4 protein-coding genes are annotated in these 12,957 nt (G+C 70.7%); 1 reads left to right on the top strand and 3 read right to left on the bottom strand.

The features are described from left to right. Window positions 1–114 precede the first annotated feature (114 nt). Window positions 115–1,755 (bottom strand): serine hydrolase, encoded by a 1,641-nt coding sequence (locus U9J41_RS25875; protein ID WP_322405045.1) that lies wholly within the window; start codon window positions 1,753–1,755, stop codon window positions 115–117. A gap of 138 nt (window positions 1,756–1,893) precedes the next feature. Here U9J41_RS25875 and U9J41_RS25870 point away from each other — a divergent pair, with 138 nt between their 5' ends. Further along, window positions 1,894–2,484 (top strand): TMEM165/GDT1 family protein, encoded by a 591-nt coding sequence (locus tag U9J41_RS25870; RefSeq protein WP_322405044.1) that lies wholly within the window; start codon window positions 1,894–1,896, stop codon window positions 2,482–2,484. On the opposite strand, the gene U9J41_RS25865 is transcribed toward U9J41_RS25870, so the two are convergent. After that, window positions 2,481–4,106, bottom strand: a complete 1,626-nt coding sequence (locus U9J41_RS25865; protein ID WP_322405043.1) for a CehA/McbA family metallohydrolase — start codon at window positions 4,104–4,106, stop codon at window positions 2,481–2,483. The two genes, U9J41_RS25870 and U9J41_RS25865, sit on opposite strands and share 4 nt — an antisense overlap. 85 nt (window positions 4,107–4,191) lie before the next feature. Further along, window positions 4,192–12,900 (bottom strand): GH36-type glycosyl hydrolase domain-containing protein, encoded by an 8,709-nt coding sequence (locus U9J41_RS25860; protein ID WP_322405042.1) that lies wholly within the window; start codon window positions 12,898–12,900, stop codon window positions 4,192–4,194. Window positions 12,901–12,957 lie beyond the last annotated feature (57 nt).

Below are 12,957 nucleotides of genomic sequence, written 5' to 3'. Positions count from 1 at the left end.
GGCTTTACATCTGACCCGCGGCTTTCATACCGTCGCCCCTGCGAAGGCAGGGCCCCAAGTTTTTGCGCGGCCACGCACGCGAAATCAGGTTCCCGCCTGCGCGGAACCGACGGATCAAGGGGATTTTTTCTTCACGGGCGTGAAGTTCAGATCCTGGAAGTCGTAGCTGAAGTCCGTCTCGGTGGACACCGGCTGCATCTTCATGCGCTCGATGCTGCCGTCCGGGTTCAGCGCGAACGTCACGTAGGCGTCCGCGTTGAAGTTGCGCTCCTTCCAGCGCACGATGAACGTATCGTGCTGGTAGTGTTCCAGCTCGCCCGTGAGGTCGGGCGTGCGCGACAGCGTCAACACCTGCTTGCCGCCGACGTGCCTGATCGTCGCGATGCCGTACCACGGGTCCTGGTAGTCGCCGTCGTACGCCGTGCGCGCCAGCGACGGTTGCGATTTCGCCGCGCGCGCCGCGCCGGCCGTGGCGAGGCGCGCCAGTTCCTTCGCGTGCTTCTCGTCCTCGACGGCCTTGACGGCGCCGATCCAGTCGGTGCCGGCGGCCGGGTTCAGCATGCGGTCGAGCAGCTGGTACTGCAGCGCGTTCAGCGCGCCGCCGCTTTCGGCATTGGTCAGGATCGCGATGCCGACCTTCGCTTCCGGCACCAGCAGCACCTTCGAATAAAAGCCCTGCAGCGCGCCGCTGTGCATGGCGAGGAGCCGCCCCTGCCAGTCACGCAGCTGGAAGCCGAGACCGTAGGCCAGGAAGTTCGGGCGGGTGCCGGCCAGCCGGGGATCGGGCTCGCTGATGCGCATCGGCGTCTGCGCCGTCCACATCTCGCGCGCCTGCTTCGCGCTGAACAGGCGCACTTCCTTGCCGTCGGCGCCCGTCCCGACGCGGCCGCCGGCCAGCAACACGTTCATCCAGCGCGCGATGTCCTCGGCATTCGTGTTGATGCCGACGGCGCCCACGGCGTTCGGCACCGGCATCGCCTTCACGGCCGCTATCCTGTCGTTGATCTTGCTGTGCGCATTCGCCACGTCCGGATTGCCCGCGTTTTCGAGGAGGCTCGTCGTCGTCGACGCCATGCCCACCGGGGCGAGGATGCGTTCGTGGATCGTCTCGCCCCACGTCTTGCCCGACTTGCTTGCGACGATCTTGCCGGCCACGATGTACAGCAGGTTGTCGTACGCATAGCTGCTGCGGAAGCTCGTGGCCGGGCGGATGTAGCGCAGCTTGTGGATGATCTCGTCGGTCGAGAAATTCGTCGTCGGCCACCACAGCAGGTCGCCCGCGCCGAGACCCAGGCCGCTGCGGTGCGTGAGCAGGTCGCGCACCGTCATCTCGTGCGTGACGTACGCGTCGTACATCTGGAAGTCCGGCAGGTGCTTCGTGACCGGATCGTCCCACGCCAGCTTGCCTTCGTCGACGAGCATCGCCAGCGCGGCCGCCGTGAACGCCTTGGAGTTCGACGCGATCTCGAACAGTGTCTTGCCGTCGACCTTGCCGGGGGCGCCCAGCTTGCGCACGCCGAAGCCTTGCGTGGCCACGACCTTGCCGTCCTTGACGACGGCGATCGCGATGCCGGGCACGTCGAACAGTTTCATCGTGCGTTCGACGTCGTCGGCCAGGTGGGCGTTCAGGACGGCGGCGGCGTCGAACGCGGCGGCGGCGGAAGCGGAAACGGGGGATGCGGCGGGGACGGCGGGCGCCTGCGCCAGGGCGGCGCCGGAGAAAGCGAGCAGGATCGCTGCCGCGATGCGGTTCATGGATTGCACTCTTGGGTTCCTCGAATGGTGAACGGTCCCGGATGGCGGGAGCGCCGAGCAGGATAGCATTTCCGCCCGGGGCTCTGCTATGATCCGCCTTTCACCGCTCGACCTTCCGCGCTTCGCCGCGGCTCCCAGATGGACGCCTTCCTCGTATCCACCGGCATCGTCGCCCTCGCCGAAATCGGCGACAAGACGCAGTTGCTGGCCTTTTTGCTCGCCGCGCGCTTCCGCCGTCCTTTGCCTATCGTCTGCGGCATCCTCGTCGCGACGATCGCCAACCACGCCTTCGCGGCCGCCGTCGGCGCCCTCGTCGGCAGGCTGCTGGGCCCCGACGTCATGCGCTGGGTGCTGGGCATCGCCTTCCTCGGCATGGCCGCCTGGATCATGGTGCCGGACGAAGTCGACGACGACGAGACCCCGCCGGCGCGCTTCGGCGTCTTCCTCGCCACCGCGATCGCGTTCTTCGTCGCCGAGATGGGCGACAAGACGCAGATCGCGACCGTCGCGCTGGCGGCGCGCTACAGCGCCGCCGTGTCCGTGGTCGCCGGCACGACGCTCGGCATGATGATCGCGAACGTGCCGGCCGTGTACTTCGGCGACCGCATCGCCGCCCGCCTCAACGCCAACCCGGGGTCGCTGAAACTCGTGCACGGCCTGGCCGCGCTCATCTTCGCGGTACTCGGCATCGCGACCTTGCTCGGCGCGGGACGCAACCTCGGGTTCTAGGGCTGCGCCGCCTGCGTGATCCACACGGGCGCCGACCACAACACGCGGCCGTCGTCCTGCGTGACCTTCGCATAATAAAAATGCGCGCCGGGCGCCGGCACGGTCGTGACGTCGGCCTTGTCGGACAGCTGGCTCACGGCGCCGTTGCGACCCGGGACGCCTTCCACGATCGCCACGGTCGCGGCCCGCCGGCCGGCCGCGCCGGCGTACGCCACCTGCAGGCGCAGCGATCCCGTGTTGTCGAAGCGCTCGCCCATCAGGTGCCCGTTCGCGGTGAAGACCACCTGCGCATCCTTGTCCATCGTGGCGAACACGCGGCGCGCGCGCACGGCCGCGAGGAAGCTGGCGCGCGTGAGAGGCACGCCGTTCGGGATCAGGACGGCGCTGCGGTTGCTGTACGACGCGCCCCAGTTGGCGCAGTGGTTGTCCTGGTTGCTGCTGAACGCGACGTGGTAGCCCGCTTCCAGCAGCTTGTTGCAGGCCTGTTCGAAATTGCTGCGCCGGGTTTCTCCTTCGTTCTCGCTGCTGGAAAACGCGGAACTGTTGACCACTTCGCACAAGGCCATGACGGCATCGCCGTCCGCCGTGTACGCGAGCGGCGTGCCGTTGACGACGAACTGGCCCGTCGGCGCCGGATGATTGAACTGGCCGGTCAGGCCGCGCCGGCGCATCAGGGCATACAGCGCGGCGTAGTCGCTCTTGGGCGTTTCCGTGTCCGCAATCAGCTCGCCCTTCGCGTTCTTTTCCCAGCCGAGCAGCTCGTCGCTGTCGAAGATGTTCAGGTGGCCCCCGTTGCCGATCACGCCCCACTCCATGCCGTACAAGGCCAGGAAGCCCGGATTCGCAGCGGTATAGTCGCGTGCCGTCTTCAGGCCGGCCTGGTACATGGCCTTGGCTTTCACGGGATCGGCGTCCGGGTTCGTGCCGTCCGAGCCGTCGTACATGTGGTTGTGCTCCGAGACCATCAGGATGTCCAGGCCGTGGTTGCGCGCGTACGGGTAGGCGGCGTCGGGGCCGTAGGGCGCCGTCTGCGGATCTTGCGCGCCGTGGCAGGTGGCGACGGGACCGCCGCCGTCGCTGTCGCGCGTCTGGCTGTGCAGGTTGCCGTAGTAGACCGTGTACGGCAGCGCGCCCGGCGCCGGCGCGGCCATCATGTGCGCGTGCCCCGTCGCCAGCGGACCGAAGGCCGGCAGCGCCGGTGCCGGCGGCGCGCCCACGGCGATGTCCCACGACTGGTCGGCCGTCGCGCCGCCGGCGGCGGCATGCAGGCGCACGTGATAGATGCCGGGCGCGGGCCGGCGGCCGGCCAGGCTGCCGGTCCAGCGCACGGCCACATCGAGCGGCTTGCCGCCCAGCGCCAGGTGCCCGCGCCACTGCGCGACGCGGCGGCCGGACGGCGCGACGAGGTCCAGGCGCCACGTCACCGGAACGCGTCCGCGCAGGCCGGGATAGTCGAACGACAGCGCGAACGTACGCGCATCCGGACGCGCGCCGGCGTCACCGTGGTACGGCGCGAGCAAGGTCGCATCGAATTCGCTGTGCTCGTGCGTGACGGCGGCCGCGGGGTTGAACACGCCGGCCGCGACCAGCACCAGGGAAAGAGCGGGGATCGGGGTTTTCATGATGCAATTTTTGCAATTGCACGCATGTCCACCTTGATCCATGGCTCATAAAATTATCATATCGATATTAATTTATTGACAAATTTTAAGGCCGCATCTGTTCGAACGCCGTCCTGCCCGCATGCGGCGCGCTGGCGGCCGCGTCGTGGCGGCCGGTCACGTGCAGCTCCACCTCGTGGGTCCGGCCGTCGTCCACCAGCGCGATCGTGCTGCCCGGCTGCGCCACGCCGTCCACGCGGAGCAGCGGCGCGTCGGCCCGGCGCACGGCGATCGTGTAGTGGCTGCCGCGGTAGCGGTAGTGCAGGCGGAATCCGTTCCAGCCGGCGGGCAGGCGCGGCACGAGCGTCAGCGTGTCGCCCGCGCGCGTCACGCCGAGCAGGGATTCGACGATCAGGCGGTACATCCAGCCGGCCGACCCCGTGTACCAGCTCCAGCCGCCCCGTCCCACGTGCGGCGCGGCCGCATACACGTCGGCCGTCATCACATACGGTTCGGCTTGATAGACGTCGCAGGCCGCGCCCGTGCGCGTGTGATTGAGCGGGTTGATCATGCGTGCCAGTTCCCAGGCCCGTTCCGTGTCGCCCAGCTGCGCGAACGCCATCGCCGTCCAGATCGCGGCCTGCGTGTGCTGGCCGCCGTTCTCGCGCACGCCCGGCACGTAGCCGCGGATATCGCCCGGGTCCTGCCGGCCCTCGTCGAACGGCGGATCGAGCAGCTGGACCAGGGCCGCGTCGCGCCGCACGAGATGCGCGTCGACGGCGTCCATCGCGATGCGCGCCCGTCCGCGGTCGGCCGCGCCGGACAGCACGGCCCAGCTCTGCGCGGTCGAATCGATGCGGCATTCGTCGTTGTCGCGCGAGCCGAGCGGCGTGCCGTCGTCGAAATAGGCGCGCCGGTACCATTCGCCGTCCCACGCGTTGTCCTCGATATTGTGCGCGAGGACCTGGGCCGCGCTGCGGCAGGTGGTGCAGAAGCCGTAGTCGCCGCGGCGGTCGGCCAGGTCGGCAAAGCGGCACAGCACGTCGTACAGGAAGAAGCCGAGCCAGACGCTCTCGCCGCGGCCGCCGTCGCCGACGCGGTCCATGCCGTCGTTCCAGTCGCTCGTGCCGATCAGCGGCAGGCCGTGCGGGCCGAACGCGAGGGCGCGGCGCAGCGCGCGCACGCAATGTTCGTAGATGCTGGCCTGTTCGCGCGACTGGCCGGGGACGTCGAACCACGATGCCTCGTCCTGCTTGAGCGCGCGGCCTTCGATGAACGGCGCGATCTCGTCCAGCAGGGAGTGGTCGCCGGTGACGCCGACGTAGCGATGCACGGCCAGCGGCAGCCACAGATAGTCGTCCGAGCAGCGCGTGCGGACGCCGCGCCCGGTCGGCGGATGCCACCAGTGCTGCACATCGCCTTCGACGAACTGGTGGCCGGCGAACAGCAGGATGTGGTCGCGCAGCAGTTCGGGCCGCGCGTGCACGGTGGCCATCGCATCCTGCAGCTGGTCGCGGAAGCCGTAGGCGCCGCCCGACTGGTAATAGCCGCTGCGCGCCCACATGCGGCAGGCGATCGTCTGGTACATCAGCCAGCCGTTGGCGAGCGCATCGAATTCCGGCTCCGGCGTCTCGATGCGCACGGCACCCAGCGTATCGTCCCAGAAGTCGCGCACGCGCGCCAGGTCGGCGGCGGCCGTGGCGGCGCCGCTGTGGCGCTGGACCATGCCGGATGCGTCCAGGTTGCGGCGGCCGCCGACGCCGAGCATGAACACCAGTTCCTGCTCCTCGCCCGGCTGCAGCTCGACGACGGTCTGCAGCGCCGCGCAAGGATCGAGCGCGGCACCCGCGCGGCCGGACAGGGTCGAGCGCCCGAGCGCGGCCGGATCGGCCAGGCTGCGGTCGCGGCCGATGAATTCGGCGCGGTCGCACGTGAAGGCCACGTGCTCGGCATCGAGGTGGAAGAAGGCGACGCGGCCCGAGAAGTCGGCGTTGTAGGCATTGCGGGCGAACAGCGCGCCGCTGACGGGGTCCTGCTCCGTCACCACGTGCAGCGCCGATCTTGCGCGCAGGTCGCCCAGCACCCATTCGACGTAACCGGTCACGGACAGCCGGCGCGGGACGGCATCGTCGTTGCGCAGCTTGACGACGACATGCTTGAGCGGCGCATCCAGCGCCACATACGTCAGCAGCTCGCTGTGGATGCCGTGCGCCGCGTGCTCGAACACGCTGTAGCCGAAGCCGTGGCGCGTGACGTAGTCGCCGCCGGACGGCGCCGGCAGCGCGGTCGGCGACCAGAACACGCCGGTCTGTTCGTCGCGCACATAAAACACTTCGCCGCCGCGGTCGGCCACCGGATCGTTGTCCCACGGCGTCAAGCGGAATTCATGGGCGTTCTGGTTCCAGCTGTAGGCCTGGCCGTTTTCCGACACGACGCTGCCGAACATGGGACTGGCCAGCACGTTGGCCCAGGGCGCCGGCGTGGGCCGGCCCGGCCCCGTGCGGATGATGTATTCGCGCCCGTCCTCGCTGAAACCGCCGATGCCGTTGTCCAGCACCAGCGCGGGGACCACCGGCTTTGCCGGCGCGTGCTGCCGCGCGGGCAACGTCGGCACGAACGCCGGCGGCAGCTCGACCTTGCGCGCGGCCGCGCGGCGCAGCTGTTCGGCCAGGCCGCCATGTTCGTCGGACAGGATCACGCGCGCCACGGCCTGCATCAGCACGCGATCCTCGTTCGGGATCTGGTCGGGCAGGCGCACGAACACGCCGCCCGGCCGGTCGATCGACTGCGCGTCGAGGCCGGACGCGATCAGGATCATGATCTGGTCGTGCAGTGCCTGGCGCGCGCCGTCCGTCTTCGACCCGCCGTCCTCGCACCAGATCACGAGGTCGACGACGAGCCCTTTCAGTCGCCACCACGCGTGCGCCTGGATCAGCTGGCGCGCCAGTTCGATGTTGGCGGCGGCGCGCATGTGCAGCAGCACGATCGGGTAGTCGCCCGAGATCGCGTAGGGCCACAAGCCCGACCGGCCGCGCTGGTTGCGCGCGATGACGGCCGGGTCGGCGCGCAACGCGGCCTGCGGGTGGAGCACGCTGCCGGCCAGGCGCGCGTACAGCTGGGCGTCCGCCTCGCTCGCGTTCAGCTGGCGCAGCACGACCTGGCCGTGCGTCCACGCCAGTTCGGACACGCGGTTGGCCAGGTGGCGGACCTGGTATTTGTCGATCAGGCGCAGCGCCTGTGCGCGCGTGTCGGCCGCGCCCAGCACGATATCGACGCTCACTTCCTGGTGCGGGGCAAGGCGCACGACGCGGCGAATCGCCGCCGCCGGATCGAGCACGGCGCCGGCCGACCCGCCGAGCGGCGCGCGTCCTTCCAGCGCGGCCGGACGCGCGGTGCTCCGGCCGCGGCCGATGAACGCCGCGCGGCTGGTTTCGAATTCCGGCAGCGACGCGTCCACGTTCTCGCCGTGCACCGTCATCAGGTTCAGCAGCCACGGCACGGCGTCGTCCTTGTGGCGCGGGCGGCGCGCGCACAGGATCGCGCCGCGCTCGGCCAGGATCTCCGTCTGCACGGACAGTTTGGAAAACGCCGGATGCGCGGCATCGGCGGCGGCTGGCGCCAGCACCACCTCCGCATAACTCGTCAGCTCGATCGTGCGGGTCGTCCCGGTCTTGTTGGCGACGCGCAGGCGGCGCAGTTCGATGTCGTCCTCGGGCGAGACGACGATCTCCGTGTGCAGCTCGATGCCGTGGTCGCGCCGGCGAAACTCGGCGCGGGCTTCGGAGAACACGGCCTCGTAGTGCTCGGGCCGCGCCAGGGTGGGCTGCCACGTGTTCGACCACACGGTGCCGTCGTCCAGGTCGCGCACGTAGCAGAAGTGACCACGGTCGTCGACGGTCGGGTCTTCGCGCCAGCGCGTGACGGCCAGGTCGCGCCAGACGCTGTAGCCGCCGCCGCCGGCCGTCACCATCACGTGGTAGCGGCCATTGGACAGCAGCTGCAGTTCCTGGGGCGCCGCATCCGGCCGCGCCACGGTGCGCGCCGTGGTGCCGGCGTCCGGCGTCGGCAGGCGCAGTTCCTCGGCCTCGGCGCGCGCGGACGCATGCGCGCCCGCGGCCGGCACGCGTTCCTGCAACAGCAGCAGCGTGGCCTGGAATTGCGGATCGCTTTCGAAGCGGCGCTGCATGGGCCGGTCGTGCAGCAGGTACGACAGCGCGAGGTATCCCATGCCCTGGTGGTGCGCCATGAACGAACGCACGATGGCGCAGGCCTGGCCGTGCGGCAGGCGCGCCGGCGTGTAGTCGACGGCCTCGTAGAAGCCGTAGCGGCCCGTGAAGCCCAGCTTCGCCATGCGTTCCAGGTTGGCGCAGGCGCGTGGCTCGACCATCAGCGCCATCATCGTGGCGTACGGCGCGACGACGAGGTCTTCGCCGAGACCGCGTTTCGCGCCCGTGCCGGGCACGCCGAACGCGCGGTACTGGTAATTCAGCGCGGCGTCCACCGCGTTGTAGCCGGACTCGGAGATGCCCCACGGGACGTTGCGCCGGCGCCCATACTCGGCCTGGGCACGCACGATGCCGCGACAGGTCTGGTCGAGCAAGGTATCGCGGTACGCCGGCATCACCAGCAGCGGCATCAGGTATTCGAACATCGATCCACTCCACGACAGCAGCAGCTGCTGGCCGTGCACGAGGCACAACTGGCGACCCAGCGCGAACCAGTGCTCCTGCGGGAGCTGGCCTTGCGCGATGCCGACGAAGCTGGCCAGGCGCGCTTCCGACGCAAGCAGGTCGAGGCTGGCCGCGTCCAGCCGGCGCTCGGCGACGTGGTAGCCGAGTGCCAGCAGGCCGGTGTCGTCGTTGTACAGGAGGCGGAAATCCATGTCGGCGCACGCCCGCGCGTCGCGGGCCAGCTGCGCGATCTCCTGCAGGCGCGCCCGCGCGCCGACGCAACCCTCCGCCACCAGGCGCGCGAGCAGCAGCTGGCGCGCGCGCTCTTCCGGCGCCAGGTCGTCGCCGGGCGCCTTCATGCCGAAGCCGGCCAGCTCGCGCAAGGTCGGGATGCGCGTGAGGCTCGAATCGATCACGTATTCCTGCACGACGCGCATCCACGGCGCCATCAGGAGCAGGTCGGCCTGGGCGGCTGCCGTTTGCGCCGCCAGCTTGCCGGCCCAGTCGCGCAGCAGCGGGTCGGCCTCGGGCGGCACGACGGTGCACAGCGCCTCGGCCTGGCGCGCCAGCGCCTGCAGGCACTCGGCCAGACCCGGCAGCGTGCCCGCGTTGCGGCAGCGCTCGGGCGTCAGCTGGTGGCGCAGCGCGGCGATCGCCTCGCGTACGGCGGGCATGGCGGGTGTCGCATGTTCCTCGACGACGTCGAGCGTGTCGCGGATGCCGTCCAGCGCGCGGCTGGACGCGATGGGTTCGTCGGCCAGGCCTTCCAGGCCGGCGGCGAGCGTGAGCAGATGGCCGGCCAGGTTGCCGCTGTCGGCGGCCGACACGTACTGCGGCGCCAGCGGCGCCAGCGTGCGCGTGTCGTACCAGTTGTAGAAATGGCCGCGGTGGCGTTCCAGCCGGGCCATCGTGCCCAAGGTCGCGCGCGTGCGCGCCAGCAGTTCGTTCGTGGCCGCATGGCCGAAGTCCCAGGCCGTGAGGTTGGCCAGCAGCGCCAGCCCCAGATTCGTCGGCGACGTGCGGTGCGCAACGACGGGCGCCGGATGTTCCTGCATATTGTCCGGCGGGAGCCAGTTGTCTTGCGCCGTGACGTGGTCCTCGAAGAACGCCCAGGTGCGGCGCGCAAGCACGCGCAGGAAGCGGCGCTGGTCGCCCGACAGGTGCGGCACGGGACGCGCGGCCGGCAGGCTGACCCACCACGCCACGACCGGCGACAGAAACCACAACAACAACAGCGGCGCGGCGGCGAACAGCGCGAACGGATTCGCAAAGCTGAGCAGGACGGCGGCACCGACCGCGAACGCGGGCGCGAACCACATGTTCTGCCAGTTCGATTCCATGTCGGTGCTGGAGCGCGACAGGCTCGACGCCCGCCACTCGAGCCGGCGCCGTTTCGACACGCGCATGCGCCAGGCGGCGCGCACGATCGCGTCGACACTGTAGCTGGCTTCGTGCGGCAGGAAGGCCGTGTCGAGCAGCGCGTGGCCCAGGCCGATGCGCGCGCACTGCGCCCAGTTCAGCAGGTGCTGGCCCAGCGGCAGGTCGTGCGGCTTGTCGGCGAGATCGATCGCCGCACCCAGCGCGAACGGCAGAAAGAACACGGCCAGCACGGCCGCGCTCCAGAACGCGGGTGCCGGCAGCACGGTCCAGCACAGCAGCAGCGCGACGGTCAGCGTGGGTGCGACGAGGCTGCGGCGCAGGTTGTCGAACAGCTTCCAGCGCGCCAGCGGCGGCAGCGGATTCGGTTCCGTGCGGCCGTCCGCCAGCGGCACGCGCGCACGCAGCCAGCCGGCCAGCTGCCAGTCGCCCCGGATCCAGCGGTGCCGGCGGCTGACGTCGTCGCTGTAGCGCGCCGGGCCGGCTTCGACGAGCACGGCGTCGCCGAGCAGGCCGGAACGCGCATAGCAGCCTTCCAGCAGGTCGTGCGACAGCACGCGGTCGTCCGGAAAGCGCCCGCGCAACACGCGCTCGCACGTTTCCAGGTCATAGATCCCCTTGCCCGTGAACGAGCCTTCGCCGAACAGGTCCTGGTAGACGTCGGCATTGGCGCGCGTGTACGGATCGATGCCCGGCTCGCCGCCGCACATGCGTTCGTAGCGCGACGCATCCTCCAGCGGCAGCGCCGCCGTCACGCGCGGCTGCAGCAGACCGTGGCCTTCCGCCACGCGCCGCCCATCGGCCGAGAGCACGGGATGGTTGAGCGGGTGCGCCATCGCGGCGATGAAGGCGCGCGCGGCGTCGCGCGGCAGCCGGGTGTCGGCGTCGAGCGTGATCACGTAGCGGATCTCGTCCAGGCCGTCGACCGGGCCCTCGATGACGGCGAACGGCGCGCGCTCGCCGCGCAACAGGAAGGCATTCAGGTCTTCCAGCTTGCCGCGCTTGCGCTCGCGGCCGATCCAGGCGCCCTCGCCTTCGCTCCACACGCGCTGGCGATGCAGCAGCAGGAACGGCTGGGCCGCGCCGTACTTCGCGTTCAGCGCGGCGACGGCGGCGCGCGCCTGTTCGATCAGTTCGGCGTCGCCGTACACCTCTTGCCGCGGCGCGTCGGCCAGATCGGTCAGGAGGCAGAAGCGCAGGTGCGGATCGCGGTTGGCCAGGTAGCGCACCTCGAGCGCGCCGACGAGCGCCGCCACGTTGTCGCGGCTGTACAGCAACGCCGGCACGACGACGATGGCGCGCGCATCGGACGGGATGCCGGACCTGAAATCCATGCGCGGCAGCGGCGCCGGCGCCACCAGCCGCCTGGCCATCAGGTTGACGAGGGCCTGCGCCAGCTGGCTCGCGCCGAGCACACCCAGCACCCCGAGGGCGACGAGCACGCCGGGGCCGCCGCCGTCCTGCGCCGCATGCACGACGGCCGCCGCCGCGAACAGCGCCGTGAGCGCCCCGATGGCGCCCAGGTAGGCCAGCAGCGGACGCGCACGCGCCGCGCGGCGCAGCACGGCATCGAGGCGCGGACGCAGGTTCAGGCGCGCTTCCAGGCGCGACAAGCCGTTGCCGGCCAGGTAGTAGCCGACGTGGCGCAGGCGCGCGTCCAGGCCGCCCTCGCCGACCGTGCGCGGTTCCGCGGCCAGCGCGAGGGCCTCGGCCGCGACCTCCGCCTCGCTGCGGCCGCTGGCGCGCGCGAGGCGTTCGACCACGTGGCGGTAATGGTCGCGCGTGGCGAAGTCCATGTTGCCGTAGACGCCGGCCGGGTCGCCGCGCAGCGCCTGCTCGACGGCGCTCATCGTCTCGACGAATTCGCGCCAGTCCATGCTGCCGAGCAGGCGCAGGCTGGCGATCGAGTTGGAGACCGAGACCTGGTCGGTGGCCTGCTGCTTGACGTCGGCCTGCACGGCCTGGTCGATCGTGCGGCCTTCGTCGGCGAGGCGCGTGGCGATCCATTGCAATGCCTGCGTGAGCGGGCCGCTGCGGCCCTGCAGCCGGCGCGTGAGTTCGGCCACGAAGCCGGAGCCCATCGGCTGCACGTCGCGCGCCATGTCGGCCACGACGAGGATGAGGTCACCGGGGCGCTCGTCGGCCTTGGCCGTCATGCGGTCGGCCCAGCGGTTGGCCAGTTCGCGCTGGCGCCGGCTGTCGGCCTGGCGTACGGCGATGCGGCGCAGGTTGTCGATCAGCGCGAGGCGCAGCATGATCGGGATCGCCCACAACTCGCCCAGCGCCAGCGGCGCGCCCTCCTGGTAGGCGGCGACGAAGCGCGCCAGGCTTTCCGGCTCCAGGCGGCCGTCGCCATGCGCGATCAGCTCCAGCGCCAGCTGGTACACGCGCGGGCTGCCGCACGCATCGGCATCCTGCAGGCAGGGCAGCTCGCGGCAGTAATCCCCGGGCAGGTGGCTGCGCGCGAGGCGGACGTGCTCCTCGATCAGGTAGTCGTTATCGAGCAGCCATTCGGCCGCCGGCGCCAGGCGCACGCCGGCCTTGGCGGCGAGGGCGAGGCCGGCGCACGCGTCGGCGATGACGGCGGCATTATCGGCCAGGCGCGCCAGCAGGCGGTCGCTGCCCGGCTGGCTGCCCAGTTGATGGCGCGCGGCGAGACGGCGGCCATGCACGGCCATCTGGGCGGCGGAAAACAGTTCGGCGCGCAGCGGTGCGTCGTCGTTGGCGAGGCCGCGGGCTGCGGGCGCGTGCGCTTTTTCTTCTTTCAACAGGAACCTCATGGTGGCGTGCGCAACCGACCGCCGGCTGACGCGGGACGCGACCAT

The organism is Massilia luteola (assembly GCF_034420155.1).
Taxonomy (GTDB): domain Bacteria; phylum Pseudomonadota; class Gammaproteobacteria; order Burkholderiales; family Burkholderiaceae_D; genus Telluria; species Telluria luteola.
Note: the sequence above shows the minus strand (reverse complement) of the source record. Positions and strands in the feature narration are given on the sequence as shown.